We start from the raw sequence: 16,141 nt of genomic DNA, 5'->3' as shown, positions 1-16,141 counted from the left end.
CACGCAGCGCAGCACTCAGGATGTGATCTGCGTCACAGGATGTCGAGTGGTCGGCCACCGTTCGACGCAGTGGTGAGATCGTCACCCACCAGGAGGAATCCACCATGAATACCGTCGTATCGAAGGACGGCACCACCATCGCCTACGACCGGCGCGGGAACGGGCCGGCGCTCGTTCTCGTCGACGGCGCGCTCTGCTCCCGCGCACAGGGTCCGATGCCCGACGTCGCCGAGGCGCTCGCGGACCGTTTCACCGTCTACAACTACGACAGGCGCGGGCGCGGCGACTCCGGCGACGCGGGCGAGTACGCGGTCGAGCGGGAGATCGAGGACCTGGCCGCGGTGATCGAGGCGGCCGGCGGGTCGGCGTACGTCTACGGCTCGTCGTCCGGCGCGGCACTGTCGCTGCGGGCGGCGGCCGCCGGGGTGCCGATCGAGAAGCTGGTCGCGTTCGAGCCGCCGTACGTCGTCGACGACAGCCGCAAGCAGATCCCGCGGACCTGGATCGCGGACCTGCAGGCCCTCGAGCCGGGCGACGCGATCAAGTACTTCTTCACGAAGGGGATCGGGCTGCCCGGGATCTTCGTCACGATGATGAAGCTGATGCCGGCCTGGAAACCGATGAAGGCGATCGCGCACACCCTGCCGTACGACGCGCAGGTGCTCGGGCAGAACTGCTTCGGCGAGCCGATGGACACCGAGCAGTGGGCGCCGATCGAGCAGCCGGTGCTGGTGGTGAACGGCGGCAAGAGCCCGGGATGGATGAAGGCCTCGACGCGGGCGCTCGCAGCGGCGGTACCGGGCGCCGGACACACCGAAGTACCGGGTCAGAACCACGTCATCAAGGCCACGGCGATCGCGCCGGTGATCGCGGACTTCTGTGCCTGAAAGCCGCGAAGGGCGTCCGGCCGGAGCCGGACGCCCTTCGTCGTACGTCGAGGTGGATCAGGCGCCGGTGATGAGCGCGCCGGAGCCGGTGCGGGCGGCGTCGAAGCGGGCCTGGGCGTCGGCCCAGTTCACGACGTTCCACCACGCCTTGACGTAGTCGGGCTTCACGTTCTTGTACTGCAGGTAGAACGCGTGCTCCCACATGTCCAGCATCGCGATCGGGATCTGCCCGGCCGGCAGGTTGCCCTGCTGGTCGTAGAGCTGGTGGATCAGCAGCTGGCCGCCGAGGGCGTCCCAGCCGAGGATCGCCCAGCCGGAGCCCTGGATCGTGGTGGCGCTCGCGGTGAAGTTGGCCTGGAACGCGTCGAACGAGCCGAAGAACTCGTCGATCGCCGCACCCAGCTCGCCGTCCGGCTTGTCGCCGCCGTCCGGCGACAGGTTCTTCCAGAAGATCGAGTGGTTGACGTGCCCACCGAGGTTGAAGGCGAGCGTCTTCTCCAGCCCGACGATCGCGCCGAAGTCACCCTTGTCGCGGGCCTCGGCCAGCTTGTCGAGGGTGTCGTTCAGACCCTTCACGTAGGTCGCGTGGTGCTTGTCGTGGTGCAGCTCCATGATCTCGCCCGCGATGCTCGGCGCGAGCGCGCTGTAGTCGTAGGGGAGGTCGGGAAGCGTGTACGTGGTCAACTCTGCTCCTTCGTCAGGGCCCCGCGAGGGCCGATATCTGCGATGTCCTCAGTCAGCGACACCAGCTTGAAACTTCAACCACGGTTGAGGTCAAGTAGCCACGCGGGTGACGCGGCATCCCGACCAGTGCCCGGCGCGACCGCAATCACACCCCTGCGCACCCGCCGGACACCACCAGCTTCACATACTCCGCCAGAGGACCCACGACTGAGTCTCACCTCAGCCAGAAGCTACACACTCGGGCGGAAACCCGCCTCGGCCAGCTGAGCGCGGAGCGCCTTCGCGAACGCCTCCGGATGGTCGACGAAACCGGTGTGGTCGCCGGGGTACCGGGTCGGCTCGACACCCAGCTCGGCGGCGAGGGCGGTGGAGGTGCGGTCGCAGAGCTGACCGGTGGATTCCTCGCCGATGCCGACCACGACGTCGACCTCGCGCAGCCGGTCGACGTCCGGCACCCAGCTGATCGACTCGCGCATCTCGTGGCCGAACCAGAACCGCTCGGTCGCCTCCTGCTCGGGGTCACGCTCGCCGCCGAACATCATCTCGACGACCTCGTCGGGCAGCTGGATGTTCGCGAGCGCGAAGAACTGCTTCCAGGCGCCGGTCACGTCACCGGCCAGATAGTCGGCCATCAGCTTCTCCGACTGCGCGAGCAACTCGTCCGCGTCCGGGAGCAGCCGGTCGAGCGGCGGCTCGTGCGCGATCACCGTACGGACGACGTCCGGGTGACCCTGCGCCAGCGCGAGCGCGCTGACTGCTCCCCCACTGGAGCCCAGTACGACGGCCGGCCCCGCGTCGACGTACCGGATCAGCGCGGCCAGGTCATCAGCCCGCTGCTCCGGCCGCGACGTACCGCCCGGCTCGAGCTTGCTCCGCTTCACCCCACGCGGGTCGGTCGTCAGCACGGTGTAGTCAGACGCCAGCAGCTCGGCCAGCGGGGCGAACGCATCAGCGTCCATCGGGGCGCCGACCAGGACCAGCAGCGGTCCTGATCCGCGCACCTCGTAGTACAGCTCTGCCTCGGAAACCTTCAGTGTGTTGTTCATGGCAGTACCACGAACGGGACTCCGGGGAATGGACAGTCAGCTCGCGAAGACGTCCGAGTCGGGTCCGAAGTCGGCTTCCTCGACGACGCGGCGTACCTCGACCTCGTTGCCGAGGGCCTCGGCCAGGCGGGCGGCCCACTCGATTGCCTCGTCGCGGTTGCGGACCTCGACGACGATCACGCCGCCGATCAGCTCCTTGGTCTCGGCGAACGGGCCGTCGGTGACGGTGCGCTTGCCGGCGTCGACCTTCACCCGCGCGCCGAGCGAACTGCGGTGCACACCCTCCGCGAACAGCAGTACGCCGGCCTTCGACAGGTCCTCGACCACGCGGCCGACACCTTCGGCCACCTCCTGCGGCGGGAAGTTCCCGGCCTCGCTGTCGGCGTCGGCCTTGTTGATGATCATGTAGCGCATCGCAGATGCTCCCTCGTCGTGTCGGTCGATCACTTACTCTCACGTCGAGCGGGGCGGCACCAGATCGACACCCTGATTTCAGAACATTTCCCGGGTCAGCTCGTACAGCCTGCGCGCGTTCCGCGGGTCGAAGGTCGCGAGCTCCGGGTCGACGGGTGTGCCGACCGCTCGGAGGATGAGGCGCTCGTCCGGCTGGGCGTCCATCACCGCGAGCGTGTCGCGGACGCTTTCCGACGGGGGCTTGGCGAAGAGGGTGGAGAGGAGTTTGGCGGCGGCGCGCAGCGGTTGCGGGAGGTGGTTGGTGCCGCTGCGTGTGTACGGCGGCTGTACGCCGAGGTACTTCGTCCGGCCGTCCGGGTGGTTCTGGAGGTAGTGCACCGCGAGCAGATCGTTCGCGCGGCCGCCGCTGAGGATCGCCTGGACCACGCTGTACTTCTTGGTGAACTGCAGATCGTCCCAGTTGACGGCGCCCTTGGTGATGCCGGTGGCGCCGAGGTTGGTGATGATCGGCGTCTCGCCGCGCTCCAGCAGGTCGGTCAGGCCGTAGCTGAGCATGAAACGGCTGAGGTAGTAGAGCATGAACGTGCCCTCGAGCCCGTCGGGCGTCTCGCGACGCTTCAGGAACGGGAGCATCGCGGCGAGCACCAACGCGTCGAGCGCCTCGTGCCGCGCGCCGACCTCCTTGATCACCCGGTGGTTCTCCGCGATCGACAGCAGGTCCGCGCGCACGAACGCGGCCTGCCCGTCGAGCGGTTCCGCGGCGCGCAGGAACTCCTCCCCGCGCGCCGGCGTACTGCCGATCACGGTCACCCGGGCGCCGCGCCGCAGGTAGTGCAGGGCGATCTCCCGGCCCATTCCCGTCGTACCGCCGGCCACCACGACGTTCTTCATCTGCGCCATCCTTAAGTCATCGATCGGTGACTTAGACCGTAGAGGGCAGCCGGGTAGCATGTCAACGATCGATGACTTGGAGGGCGGATGGCGCACAAGCGGGATCGGGAGGCGACCCGGGCCCGGCTGCTGGAGTGTTCGCGGCTCCGGTTCGCCCGGGACGGGTACGACGGGACGAGCGTCCGGGACGTGGCGGGCGACGTGGGCGTCGACCCGGCGCTGGTGTTCCGGTACTTCGGGTCCAAGTCCGGGCTGTTCACCGAGGCGATGGCGGGATCGTCGGCTCCCGTCGTCCTGCCGGACGGGCCGGTCGAGGAGCTGCCTGCGAAGCTGTTGCGGCAGCTCGTGTTCGAGGACTGGACCGAGTACGCCGGTGAGCATCCGCTGATCGCGATGCTCCGCTCGTCCGGTCACGAGGACACCAAGGACCGACTGCGCCAACAGGTCTGCGAGGGCTACCTCGACGTACTGTCCCAGCTCGCGGACGGCACCGAGGACAAGAACCTCCGCACCGAACTCTTCGCCGCGTGGCTCCTCGGTATCGGCATCCTCCGCACCGCCGTCGGCACCCCCACCCTCACGAAGGCCACCGAGGAAGATCTCCTCCCGCACCTCGCGACCGTCGCCGAAGCGCTCTTCGGCCGGGAGGTCGCTACCTAGTTCGGCTGGTCGCCGGCTGGGTTGTAGGCGCAGGCGTCGGCGAGGTTCTGGACCGGGCCAGGTGGGGCGGTGGTGGTTGTGGTGGTGGGCTTGCGGGTGGTGGTCGGCGTGGCGGGGGTGGTCGGCGTGGGGGTCGGGACCGGGGTGGATTCGAGGGCGTTCTCGACGGTGTCGCGGAGGGCCTGGTAGTCGGGGTGCAGGTACTTCAGGCGCAGCTTGTCGGAGTCGAGCGTGACATTCGAGACCGTCCCCGACTTCACCTTCAGCGCCAGCTGCACCATCGCGGGCAGCAGCTCCTGCGGGATGTCGGTCCGCAGCAGGTGCCGGCCGGCGCGGGCGATCGCCTTGTACTTCGTGACGAGCGTCTGCGGATCCGCCGCGTCGACGATGCTCTTGATCACGCACCGCTGCCGGACCTGCCGCTGGTCGTCGTCGGCGCCGTACCGCCCGCGGGCGAACCACAGCGCGTGCCGCCCGTCGAGGTGCTGGTTCGCACCCGGCTCGATCCACTCCTTCGGCGGGATGTGCGAGCTGCTCACACCGCCCATCGCGACCCGCTCGTTCACGTTCACCCGGATCCCGCCGAGCGCGTCGACGATCTCCGGGAAGCTCTGCAGGTTGACCTGCAGGTAGTAGTCGAGCTTCAGGCCGATCGCCTCACCGACCGACTGCTTCACCACGTCCGCGCCCTCGTTGTCCGACGGTCCGAGGATGCCGGGATGCGCGTCCGGGATGTTCTGGTACATCGCGGTCAGCATCCACTCCAGCCGCCCGTCGAGGCTGAGCCCTTCCTTGCCGAAACCGTCCGGGTAGAACCGGTGCAGCGGCGAGTCCTTCGGGAACGGCATGAACGTCAGGTTCCGCGGCAGCGAGATCAGCGCGGTGTTCCCGGTCTTGGTGTCGATGCTCGCCACGATCACCGTGTCGGTCCGCACGCCCTCGCGGCTCGGCGCGTCGTCCCCGCCGAGCAGCAGCAGGTTCAGCCGCGGCTTGTCCTCCCACGGGTCCTTGATGTTGACCGTCGACGGCCGGGTCGCGCTCTTGCTCTCGCCCTGCGACTGGAACACGTCCTGCACCAGCGTCCGCTGCGCGAGCACGCTCTGTACGCCGACCGCCGCCGGCGCCGCGATCGCGAAACAGAGCAGCCCGACGAACGTCGCGCCGAAGGCCCGCCCGCCGGCCCCACCCGTTGCCGGGCGCAACGACCGGTGCGAGGCCACGATCACCACGATCCAGCCGAACGCGACCGCGCCGATCGCCACCGACGTCATCAGCAGCCGGCTCGGTACGACGGCGGCCGCGAGTACCTCCTCGCGCCGGGTGAGCCCGACGTACACCCCGAGCCCGACCAGGCCGAGGAAGAGCGTGAGCACGAACGCACCGAGCCGCCGGCGCCCGCCGACGATCAGCCCGAGTCCTGGAACGAGTGCGCCCAACAGGGTGAACCCCAGCAACTTCGGCATCGACCGCGGCCGCCTAGCCGTCGCGCGCGCACTCCCCATTGGCACCCCTGTCGCCCCGTTGTCCCCTGATGCAAGTGTGCGTCAAGTACCCGCGCCCTTACCTCTTCAGACGTGTTACAGGGTCAATCGGTTGTCAAACGGTCAGATGAGCGCCGTTGAATCCTTCGACCTCGACGAGGGTGCGGACCACGGCGGCGATCCGGGCCGGTGGGCTCCACTTGGTGGTGTCTGCGTTCGGCATCGCGGCGCGGTTGGCGGGTGTGTCGATGGTGCCGGGCAGGATGGTGTTCACCCGGATGCCATCGCGTGCGTACTCCGTGTGCAGCGCGTCGGCGAACGCGATCACCCCGGCCTTCGCGGTGATATACCCGGCCGCCCCGGAGAATGGGCGGAGGGCAGCACCGCTCGACGTACAGACGATCGCTCCGCCACCGCCGGCGAGCAGATGCGGCAGGACCCCCTGGGTGATCAGGTACGTCGGACGCAGGTTCAGCCGGAGCTGCTTCTCGAAGTCGTCGATCGGCGTCTCGTGCACCCGGGCACCGGACGCGAACCCGCCGACGAGGTTGACCAGGGCGGTGAGCGGGGCGTTCTCGTCCGAGGTGGCGAGCGCGACGACGTCCGCCGTAGCGGCCGGGTCGAACGGATCGGCGATCACCGGGTTGAGCGCGGGGTCGGCGCCGAGGCGAGCAAGGGATTCCTCGGACCGGCCGGGTACGACGACCCGCCAGCCGGCCCGCAGGAACTCGGCGGTCACCGCGACCCCGAGCGCGCCGGTGCCACCGGCAACCACCACCGTGTTCGTCATATCCGCGAGCCTAATCGGATCACGCCGACTAAGTTGGTCGGCTGTGCGGATTCTGATGCTGGGTGGGAACGGGTTTGTCGGGCGCGCGATCGTGGACGACGCGCTGGCGCAGGGGTACGAGGTCACGTCGTTCAGCCGCGGACTCAGCGGTTCGCCGCTGCCGGACGAGGTGACTTCGCTGGTCGGGGACCGGGAGGCCGGCGACTACCGGGCGCTGCGGACCGGCGAGTGGGACGCGGTCGTCGACACGAGCGGCTTCCGGACGCGGGACGTCGACCAGGCGATGGACGTGCTCGGGGACCGGGTCGGGCGGTACGTGTTCATCTCGAGCCACGCCGTCTACGTCCGCGACCTGCCGGCCGGGACCGACGAGACCGCGCCCCGGCGCGAGCCGCTGCGCGACGCCGACGTACTCACGAACGACACGTACGGACCCTGCAAGGTCGCGTGTGAGGACGACGTCGTCGAGCGGTACGGCGATCGCGCGACGATCGTCCGCCCCGGTCGCGTGACGGGCCCGGGCGATTCGTCCGGTACGGCGCTCTACTGGATCCGGCGCGGCGCCCGCGGCGGACGGGTCGCGCTCCCGACCAAGCCCGAGGCTCCGCTGCAACTGGTGGACAGCCGTGACGTCGCCGGCCTGATCACCCGGCTCGTCGCGGACGACCGTGCCGGCGCCTACAACGCGATCGGACCCGACTCCACCATCGAGGAACTGATCCGCACCGCGGCTGAACTGGCCGGGAGCACCGTCGACATCGTCCCGGTCCCGTTCGACGCCGTACCTCGCCGCTTCCCCTTGATGGACCCCGAGTCCGAATGGGGCGAACGGCGCCGCAACCCGGCCAAGGCCCGCGCGGCCGGCATGCCCGTCACGCCGCTGCGCACAACCGTCGACGACGTCCTCCGCTGGGACAAGAACCGCGGCGAACCGGAGCTGAACATCGGACTCACCCCGGAACAGGAGGAGCAGCTACTCGGGTAGGGCGAGGGTTCGGCCGGCGTCTCGGGCGGCGTTGATGGAGCGGGTGAGGGTGTCCTTCAGGGCACTGGCCTCATCGGTGAAGCCCTGGACGACGGACGTGTCGCCGACGGGTTCGGTGCGGGCAAGGAGCTCGATGTACCGGTCGCCGTCGTCCAGCGCCGCCTCGGCCCGCAGCGCGGCGTCGGCGGAGCGGACCCGGTCGGCGTACCGGTCCAGCAGATCCACCTTGCGCTTGATCGCGTCGACCGAGAGCGCGAGCGCGCGACGTTGCGGTCCCAGTACGGCGTCGAGCTCGGCGGTCGCCATACCGCGTGCCACGTCCTGCTGCCGGGCCCGCAGGACGGTCTGCTCGCGGAGGACCTGCGCGATGTCCCACAACTGCTCCGGCAGGACGAGCTCGTTCTGTACGTCGTCCAGCAGCCCACGCCGGGTAACTGTTGCCTCAAGCACCGTTTTCACGGCCCGCTGCGCCCGCCCGAGCATCCGTGCGGCGGGCTCGTCGAAGTCCTCCGGGAGCAGGTACTTCCCGTGCTGGATCCGGACCGCCTTGTGCCCGCGATCCTCGACCGCCGACTTCACCAGGACCCCGCCGGTCGCGAGCGCCGCGACGCCGGCGAGGGCGACCGCGCCCCACGCCGCGACCGCGGTCGGCAGCGTCGCCGCCATCACGATCAGCGCCAGGATCCAGCCGCCGACGCACACCGCGACCCACACCAGCAACGTCCCGAACGTGTTGCCCGGCGCGACCGACCACGACGTCTGCCGCTTCGGCCGCGACGCGTCGGCCGCCACGAACAACTCCGGCCGGTGCTCGTACAACCGCCGCACGCCAACAGGCACACCCGGCGCGAACACAGGCTCCATCGCCACCTCCGGAGAAGTCGTCAGCACTCAGCGTAGCCGTGCCGCGAGACCATCGAGGAAGACGCCGAGCCCGAATTCGAACAACTGGTCCAGGTCGTACTCGTAGTCGAAGTCGTCGGCCAGCAACTCCTGAAAAGCCGTCAGGTTTCCGGTCGCGATCATCGCCGCCAGCTGGTCGCCCTGCCGGGTGGCCCATTCGTCGGCCGTGACCCCGGTGTCCTGCTCGGCCTGTGCCTCGGACTCCATCACCAGCGCGATCCCCCGCACGTACGCGAACAGGCTGATCGTCGTCGACAGCGCCGCACTCTTCTCGAATCCACGCAACGCCCGCAGCACCGCGTCCGTGTGCGGCAGCAGCCGCGGCACCAACTGCGGCCGGCTGAGACTGATCGCACTCGCCAGCCAGAGATGCCGCCGGTACGCCGCCCAGTGCACCCGCGCCACCGCCGTCATCGCGTCCCGCCAGTGCGCCGGAATCTGCCCGAGCGGAAACTCGCCGAGCGCCGCATCGACCATCTGTACGACGAGCGCGTCCTTGCCGCCGACGTATCGGTAGAGCGCCATCGTCGACACCCCGAGCTCGGCCGCGATCCGCCGCATCGACAGCGCCGCGAGCCCCTCGGCGTCCGCGATCGCGATCGCCATCCGCACGACCTCGTCGCGATTGAGATCCGGCAGTCCGTCAGGAGCGACCGCCGTACGCCGGGAACGCGGCGGCGGACCCACCACGGTCCCGACCCCTGGCGCGGCATGCACCAACTGGTCGCCCTGCAGCACCTGCAACGCCTTCGTCGCGGTCGCCATCGCCACCCCGAAGTCGCGGACCAGCGCCCGCGTCGACGGCACCCGGTCCCCCGGCAGCAGCTCCCCGGTCTCGATCCGCCGCCGCAACTCGGCCGCGATCACTTGGTACGGCGCCTCGGACATTGGTTCACCCTAGTGCACATACGCCGTACGCGCACTATCTCAGATCGAGACCCGCTGCTGACATGTCAGCTAAGGCAAGGCTATCCTCAGCGCCATGCAGGAATCGGTAGGGCTGACAGGCGACGACCTGCGGCTCGGGTATCACGGCCGCCAGGTGGTCGACGGCGCCTCGCTGCACATCGAGGCCGCGAGCGTGACCGCGCTCGTCGGGCCGAACGGCAGCGGGAAGTCGACGCTGCTGCGCGCCCTCGCCCGCCTGCACCACCCGGACGCCGGGAGCATCACCGTCCCCGGCGGCGGTAACGCGCTCGACCTGTCGGCGAAGGAGTTCGCCCGCAAGGTGACGTTGCTGTCGCAGTCCCGGCCGACGCCGAACGGCGTCAGCGTCCGCGACGTCGTCGGGTACGGGCGGCATCCGTACCGCAGCCGCTGGCGCAACGACGACGCGGACGGTCCGCGGGCGATCGAGCACGCCATGAGCGTCACCGGCGTCACCGCGATGGCCGAGCGCGGCGTCGACGAACTGTCCGGCGGCGAACTGCAGCGGGTCTGGCTCGCCACGTGCCTCGCGCAGAACACCGGCGTACTCCTGCTCGACGAACCGACCACGTTCCTCGATCTGCGCTATCAGATCGAGATCCTCGACCTGATGCGCGAACTCGCCGACGAGCACGGGGTCGCGGTCGGCGTCGTCCTGCACGACCTGAACCAGGCCGCCGCGGTGGCGGACCGGATCGCGCTGCTCGATCAGGGGCGGGTCCGCGCGACCGGTACGCCGGAAGAGGTCCTGCAGGCCGACGCGCTCACCGCGACGTACGGCATCACCATCGAGGTCGGCACCGATCCGGCCACCGGGCTGGTCAGCACCCGCCCGATCGGCAAACACCTGACCCGCGTCACAACTATCTGAGGTCATCCTGATGAGACGAACCGCCATCGCCCTGATCGCTGCTGCCCTGTTCGGCCTGACGGCCTGCGGTACCAGTGAACCCACCGCGTCGAGCGACACCAGCGAGGCTGCCGCGCAGCCGGTGTCGCTGACCGACGGCCGGAACAAGAAGCTGGACCTGAAGGCGCCGGCCACCAAGGTGGTCGCGCTGGAATGGGGCGCGGCCGAGAACCTGATCTCGCTGGGCGTGATGCCGGTCGGGGTCGCGGACACCAAGGGCTACACGAACTGGGTCACCGCGGCCAAGCTGGACCCGGCCGTGAAGGACGTCGGTACCCGCGGTGAGTCCAGCGTCGACGCGATCGCCGCGCTCAGCCCGGACCTGGTGATCACGACCACCGACGAGGCGGCCAACTCGATCGCGCAGTTCGAGAAGATCGCGCCGGTGCTGGTGATCCGCGGCGCGGACGCGGCGAACGCGATCCCGCAGATGAAGACGAACCTGGACCTGATCGGGCAGGCGGTCGGGAAGTCGGAGCAGGCCAAGCAACTGACCGCCGACTTCGACAAGGCGGTTGCCGACGGCAAGCAGAAGATCAGCGACGCCGGCAAGGCGGGTACCGGCTTCACGATGGCCGACGGCTACAAGCAGGGCAGCACGATCTCGATCCGGATGTACACGACCGGTTCGCTGCTCGGCGCGGTGACGACCGAACTGGGTCTGAAGAACGGCTGGACCGGCGCCGGCGACAAGGACTACGGGCTCGCGCAGACCGACCTCGAGGGCCTGACCAAGCTGCCCAACGGCGCGTTCCTCTACATCGCCAACAAGAACGACGGCGGCGACGTCTTCGGCGGCGACCTGGCCGGCAACGCGATCTGGAAGAACCTTCCGTTCGTGAAGTCCAACCAGGTCCACCGCCTACCCGACGGCATCTGGATGTTCGGCGGCCCGAAGTCCACCGAGCAGTTCATCGAGGCCGCAGTCCAGGCAGTCACCTCTTGACCCAGGTCACCGCGCCGGCGCCGGAGGTCGAGAGCCTCCGGCAGCCGGTACGCCGGATTCGGGTCGCCGGCGTCTTCGCGCTCGCGTGCGTCGCCATCGTCGTCCTCGCTGCTGTGCACCTGACTCAGGGGACCTCATCGGTCGGCGCGAGCGACCTGGTGCGGCTGGTGTTCGGGCAGGGGACGGACAACGCGGCGAACGTACTGGTGGCCTCTCGGCTGCCGCGGTTGCTGGCAGGGGTGCTCGTCGGTGTCGCGTTGGGGGTCGCGGGGGCCGGGCTGCAGTCGCTGGCCCGGAACCCGCTGGCCTCGCCGGACACGTTGGGGGTGAACGCCGGCGCCTACCTGGCCGTCGTGGTGGTGGCGGCGTTCGGGGTGTCGTTGCCGGTAGTACCGGCCGGCGCGGTCGCGTTCGTCGGCGGGCTCGCGGCGGCAGGCCTGGTACTGGCGCTGTCAGCCGGCGGCTCGACCGGGCCGACGCGGCTGATCCTCGCGGGATCGGCAGTGGCGATGGCGTTGGGCGGAGTGACGACGCTGATGCTGCTGCTCTTCCGCGAGGAAACCGTCGGCACCTTCGCGTGGGGCGCCGGCACGCTCGTCCAGACCGATCTGCACGCGGTCACCCAGATGGCCCCGGTCGTTGCCGTCGGCATCGTCGGCGCGTTCCTCCTGGCCGCGAACCTCGACATCCTCACCCTCGGCGACGACACCGCCTCGGTCCTCGGCGTCAACGTACGCCGGACGCGCGTACTCATCACGCTCGTCACCGTGCTGCTCTCCGCGGCAGCTGTCACGGTCGCGGGACCGGTCGGTTTCGTCGGCCTGGTCGCTCCCGTTCTGGTCCGGCTGCTCGCCCCGCTCATCCCCGGTCTGCTCCGGCACCGCGTCCTGCTCCCGCTGTCCGGGCTCGCCGGTGTTCTCGTCGTACTGACGTCGGACGTCGTACTGCGGGCCGCGTTCGGCGGCCAGGCTGGCGTAGAGATCCCGACCGGCATCATGACGATGGTGGTCGGTGCGGTCGTTCTGATCTGGCTGGCCCGCCGGCACCGCGACTCCGGGCCGAGCCGGTCCCCCGCCGGAACCGGCAGCGGACTCCGCAGCCGCCGGACCTTCCTGCTCGTGGCCGCGGGACTGGCCGTTCTTCTGATCGTGGCCGCGCTGACCGCGATGCTCACCGGCGATGCGTTCCTGCGCACCGGCGACCTCGCGAACTGGATCAACGGGCGCTCCGGTCGGGCGATCACCTACGTCCTCGACCAGCGCTTCCCGCGGGTCGTCTCCGCCGTACTGTGCGGTGCCGCGCTCGCGATCGCCGGGACGACGGTGCAGGCCGTCTGCCGCAACCCGCTCGCCGAACCCGGCATTCTCGGGATCACCGGCGGCGCCGGGGTCGGCGCGATCGCCACCCTCATCCTGTTGCCGTCAGCAAGCATTTGGCTGCTTTCCGGGGTCGCCGCGGCAGCCGCGGTCGTCACGTTCGGCCTCGTCTACCTGATCTCCTGGCGCGGCGGGCTCAGCTCCGACCGGCTCGTACTGATCGGCGTCGGCGTCTCGTCGGCCGCGACCGCGATCATCACGCTGCTGATCGTCGCGACCGACCCCTGGAACCTGAGCCTCGCGATGACCTGGCTCTCGGGCAGCACCTACGGCCGGACGCTCCCGCAGGTCGCACCCGTCGCGCTAGCACTGCTAGTACTCACGCCGTTCGTCGTGCATGTACGGCGGGAACTCGATCTGCTCGCGCTGGACGACGACGTGCCGCGCATCCTCGGCGTACGGCTCGAACGGACCCGCCTGCTAGCACTGCTAGCTTCCGCGCTGCTGACGGCCGCCGCCGTGTCCGCGATCGGCGTGGTCGGCTTCGTCGGCCTGGTCGCCCCGCACGCGGCCCGCGCCCTGGTCGGCGGACGGCACGCCCGGATCCTCCCCGTCGCCGCACTCCTCGGCGCGATCCTCGTCAGCGCCGCGGACAGCCTCGGCCGCACCGTCCTCGCCCCGGCCCAAATCCCCGCCGGCCTCCTCACCGCCCTCATCGGCGCGCCCTACTTCGTCTACCTGCTCTGGCGAACGCGGGTGCCGGTGCGCTGACCTCCGTGTCAAGATGGGGCGCATGCTGCGCGAACTGCACCTCACCGGCAATCCGGATGCCGACAAGTTGCTCAACGACGACCCGTTCGCCTTGCTGGTCGGCATGCTGCTCGACCAGCAGTACCCGATGGAGCACGCGTTCTCGGGTCCGCTGAAGATCGCGAACCGGATGGACGGGTTCGATCTGCACAAGATCGCTGCGACCGATCTGGAGACCTTCGTCGAGCTGTGCGTCACGCCGCCGGCGATCCATCGGTACGGCGGGTCGATGGCGCGTCGCGTGCATGCGCTCGCGCAGGAGATCATCGAGAAGTACGACGGTGAGACTGAGAACATCTGGCTCTCCGGCCGGCCGAAGCCGGATGGGGCCGAGGTGCTGAAGCGGTTGAAGTCGCTGCCTGGGTTCGGTGAGCAGAAGGCGAAGATCTTCCTGGCCCTGCTTGGGAAGCAGCGCGGTGTGGCTCCGAAGGGCTGGCGGGAGGCTGCTGGCAGCTACGGCGATCGCGGCTCGCGGCGTTCGATCGCCGACGTCACCGACGCCGCCTCGCTGGGCGAGGTCCGCAACTTCAAGAAGGCCGCGAAAGCCGCCGCGAAACAAGCCGCCGGCGCCTGATTCCCGCGACACCTGAGCCTGACCTGTTGCAGGTCGGGGGTTTTCGTGCGGGTTGTCCCTTGTGAATCACGGGGTTTTCTGCGGGAGGCGGCGTACCCGTCTTATGCTCGGCTGGGCAGCCGACGGGAGGAACGCGGATGGACATCCGGGATCTGGATCGTAGGGCCGGCGCAGTTCTCGGGGAAGTCGTGATGCAGGTACGGCCCGAGCATTTGTGGTTTCCCACCCCGTGCCCCGACTGGACGGTGCGGGGACTGATGCGCCATCTGGTCAGCCAGAACGAGGGTCTCGCCGCGGCCGCGCTGAACGGCTCCGCCTCCGTGCACGTCTGGACCGGCGGCCGCCTCGGCGACAACCCGGCCGGCGCCTACCGCCGCTCCAACGTGCGGGTGGCGGATGCGTTCGCGGACGGCGGCGCACTGGACCGGCTCGTGGAGGTCCGCGAGTTCGGCTCGTTCCCGCGCCGGATCGCGCTGACCTTCCACCAGCTCGACTGCATCGTGCACGCCTGGGACCTGGCCCGCGCGATCGACGTCCCGTACAACCCGCCACCGGACATGGTCGAGTTGGCGCTCACCCTGGCCCGCCGCATCCCCGACACCGACGCGAACCGCGGCACCGGCTACGCCTTCGAACGCAGCGTCAAGGTCTCCGGCACCGCCCCAGACCTCGACCAACTACTCGGCCTCCTCGGCCGCAACCCGGAGTGGGTCTCCCCGCTCGACTGAGTACGTCGGCAGGTCGATCGCGTCCGGTTTGGCCACGGCCGACTTCGCCAGTACGCCGGCCAGCAGCCGCGAGGTCATCACCCGCAGCATCAGATCCCGGTAGGCGATCCCGAACCGGCTCATCGGCATCGCCATCTTGACCCCTCCCGGCGGCAGCTCCATCCGCTGCTCGACATACGCCCGCATCCGGGCCTGGTACGCCGGGAACGCGCTGGCGTGATCGCCCTCCGCCGCAGCCAACTCGCCCGCGAGGACGTACGCGCCGACGAGTGAGAGCGCCGTACCGTGGCCGGCCATCGGCGAACCGCAGTACCCGGCGTCACCGACCAGCGCGACGCGTCCGCGGGACCACTCGGGCACCTCGACCCGGCTGATGGTGTCGAAGTAGAAGTCGTCGGCCGCGTCCAACCCGTCCAGGATGTGCGCGGTGTGCCAGCCGAGCCCCTCGAACCGGGACCGCACCAGCCGCTTCTGCGCCGCGACATCACGCCGGTCGTAGCTGAGCACCGGCGACCGGAAGCTCAGCAGCGCCTTCGCGTACCGCGGATCGTGATCCGGCCGCAGCCCGACCCAGCGCCCGCCCGGCGCCGTGTGGATCTTCATCCAGTGCTTCAGGTCCTCCGGGGCCTCGATCGTGAAGTACGACGTGTAGCCGCCGAGGTGGCGCACGAACTCCTCCTCCGGCCCGAACGCGAGCCGCCGTACCCGGGAGTGCACCCCGTCCGCGCCGATCACCAGATCGAACCGCCGCCGCGTCCCACTCGCGAACGTCACGTCGATGCCCTTCGGGTCCTGCGTCAGTGCGGTGACCGAGTCGCCGTACAGGTACTCCACCTCATCCGTCGCGTCCACCAGGATCCCCGCCAGATCGCCCCGCAGGATCTCGATCTCCGCGACTGGTCCGGCCCCGTCGAGCAGTTCCGCGGGCATCGCCGCGGCCTGCCGCCCGTCGGCCTTCACGTACGCGAGCCCGCGCTCGTGCAGCTGCCGCTCGGCGACGGCCGGCATCAGCCCCATCCGCTCGGCCACCACCCGCGACACCCCACGCAGGTCCACGGTCTGCCCACCTGGCCGCGGCCCCGGCGCGATCTCGACCACGGTCGGCGCGAACCCGAACCGCCGCAACCAGTACGCCACCGCCGGCCCCGCAATCCCACCACCGGAAATCAGCACAGTCTTCATATCCCAA

General features: G+C 69.7%; 17 protein-coding genes. 8 read left to right on the top strand and 9 right to left on the bottom strand.

From position 1 onward, the window contains the following. The first annotated feature begins 104 nt into the window (after positions 1-104). Positions 105-887: an alpha/beta fold hydrolase gene (locus tag E0H92_RS09050; protein WP_131495936.1), complete on the top strand. Its 783-nt coding sequence runs from the start codon at positions 105-107 to the stop codon at positions 885-887. Positions 888-944: 57 nt separating this feature from the next. Here E0H92_RS09050 and E0H92_RS09045 read toward each other — a convergent pair whose 3' ends face one another. From E0H92_RS09045 to E0H92_RS09030, 4 genes are all read right to left on the bottom strand, one after another. Beyond that, the gene (locus E0H92_RS09045) at positions 945-1,571 is read right to left on the bottom strand and encodes a superoxide dismutase (protein WP_131466188.1); all 627 of its coding nucleotides are present in this window, start codon (positions 1,569-1,571) and stop codon (positions 945-947) included. 230 nt (positions 1,572-1,801) lie between these two features. Further along, complete coding sequence (locus E0H92_RS09040) at positions 1,802-2,617, bottom strand: alpha/beta fold hydrolase (RefSeq protein ID WP_131495935.1); 816 nt, start codon at positions 2,615-2,617, stop codon at positions 1,802-1,804. Between the two features lie 36 nt (positions 2,618-2,653). Next, positions 2,654-3,031 carry a YciI family protein gene (locus E0H92_RS09035; protein ID WP_131288489.1) on the bottom strand — a complete coding sequence of 126 codons (378 nt, stop codon included), beginning with the start codon at positions 3,029-3,031 and terminating at the stop codon, positions 2,654-2,656. A gap of 78 nt (positions 3,032-3,109) precedes the next feature. After that, positions 3,110-3,922, bottom strand: a complete 813-nt coding sequence (locus tag E0H92_RS09030; RefSeq protein ID WP_131495934.1) for an SDR family NAD(P)-dependent oxidoreductase — start codon at positions 3,920-3,922, stop codon at positions 3,110-3,112. Positions 3,923-4,009: 87 nt separating this feature from the next. Here E0H92_RS09030 and E0H92_RS09025 point away from each other — a divergent pair, with 87 nt between their 5' ends. After that, positions 4,010-4,582, top strand: a complete 573-nt coding sequence (locus E0H92_RS09025) for a TetR/AcrR family transcriptional regulator (protein ID WP_131495933.1) — start codon at positions 4,010-4,012, stop codon at positions 4,580-4,582. On the opposite strand, the gene E0H92_RS09020 is transcribed toward E0H92_RS09025, so the two are convergent. Together E0H92_RS09020 and E0H92_RS09015 are read right to left on the bottom strand one after the other, a co-directional pair. After that, complete coding sequence (locus tag E0H92_RS09020; protein WP_238173354.1) at positions 4,579-6,045, bottom strand: LCP family protein; 1,467 nt, start codon at positions 6,043-6,045, stop codon at positions 4,579-4,581. The two genes, E0H92_RS09025 and E0H92_RS09020, sit on opposite strands and share 4 nt — an antisense overlap. Before the next feature lie 133 nt (positions 6,046-6,178). Further along, positions 6,179-6,853, bottom strand: coding sequence for an SDR family NAD(P)-dependent oxidoreductase (locus E0H92_RS09015; protein ID WP_131495932.1), 675 nt, complete (start codon positions 6,851-6,853; stop codon positions 6,179-6,181). A gap of 43 nt (positions 6,854-6,896) precedes the next feature. On the opposite strand from E0H92_RS09015, the gene E0H92_RS09010 reads away from it, so the two are divergent. Continuing rightward, positions 6,897-7,838, top strand: coding sequence for an NAD-dependent epimerase/dehydratase family protein (locus tag E0H92_RS09010; RefSeq protein WP_131495931.1), 942 nt, complete (start codon positions 6,897-6,899; stop codon positions 7,836-7,838). Here E0H92_RS09010 and E0H92_RS09005 read toward each other — a convergent pair. Continuing rightward, on the bottom strand, positions 7,827-8,702 hold the full coding sequence (locus tag E0H92_RS09005; RefSeq protein ID WP_238173353.1) for a hypothetical protein: 876 nt from the start codon (positions 8,700-8,702) through the stop codon (positions 7,827-7,829). The two genes, E0H92_RS09010 and E0H92_RS09005, sit on opposite strands and share 12 nt — an antisense overlap. Positions 8,703-8,729: 27 nt before the next feature. Next, on the bottom strand, positions 8,730-9,629 hold the full coding sequence (locus tag E0H92_RS09000) for a GntR family transcriptional regulator (RefSeq protein WP_131495930.1): 900 nt from the start codon (positions 9,627-9,629) through the stop codon (positions 8,730-8,732). Between the two features lie 94 nt (positions 9,630-9,723). On the opposite strand from E0H92_RS09000, the gene E0H92_RS08995 reads away from it, so the two are divergent. From E0H92_RS08995 to E0H92_RS08975, 5 genes are all read left to right on the top strand, one after another. Next, entirely contained in the window at positions 9,724-10,539 is an 816-nt protein-coding gene (locus E0H92_RS08995) for an ABC transporter ATP-binding protein (RefSeq protein WP_131495929.1), read from the top strand. A gap of 10 nt (positions 10,540-10,549) precedes the next feature. Then, complete coding sequence (locus E0H92_RS08990) at positions 10,550-11,524, top strand: ABC transporter substrate-binding protein (protein ID WP_131495928.1); 975 nt, start codon at positions 10,550-10,552, stop codon at positions 11,522-11,524. After that, on the top strand, positions 11,521-13,611 hold the full coding sequence (locus E0H92_RS08985) for an iron ABC transporter permease (RefSeq protein ID WP_131495927.1): 2,091 nt from the start codon (positions 11,521-11,523) through the stop codon (positions 13,609-13,611). Before E0H92_RS08990 ends, E0H92_RS08985 begins: the two co-directional genes overlap by 4 nt. A 22-nt stretch (positions 13,612-13,633) precedes the next feature. Beyond that, positions 13,634-14,224 carry an HhH-GPD-type base excision DNA repair protein gene (locus E0H92_RS08980; RefSeq protein WP_131286077.1) on the top strand — a complete coding sequence of 197 codons (591 nt, stop codon included), beginning with the start codon at positions 13,634-13,636 and terminating at the stop codon, positions 14,222-14,224. Positions 14,225-14,361: 137 nt separating this feature from the next. Beyond that, a complete protein-coding gene (locus tag E0H92_RS08975; RefSeq protein ID WP_131466162.1) occupies positions 14,362-14,952 on the top strand; it encodes a TIGR03086 family metal-binding protein in 591 nt (196 codons plus the stop codon). On the opposite strand, the gene E0H92_RS08970 is transcribed toward E0H92_RS08975, so the two are convergent. Further along, complete coding sequence (locus E0H92_RS08970; RefSeq protein ID WP_131495926.1) at positions 14,902-16,134, bottom strand: FAD-dependent monooxygenase; 1,233 nt, start codon at positions 16,132-16,134, stop codon at positions 14,902-14,904. The genes E0H92_RS08975 and E0H92_RS08970 overlap by 51 nt on opposite strands. Positions 16,135-16,141: the final 7 nt, after the last annotated feature.

Source organism: Kribbella speibonae (genome assembly GCF_004331375.1).
Classification (GTDB): Bacteria; Actinomycetota; Actinomycetes; order Propionibacteriales; family Kribbellaceae; genus Kribbella; species Kribbella sindirgiensis.
Note: the sequence above shows the minus strand (reverse complement) of the source record. Positions and strands in the feature narration are given on the sequence as shown.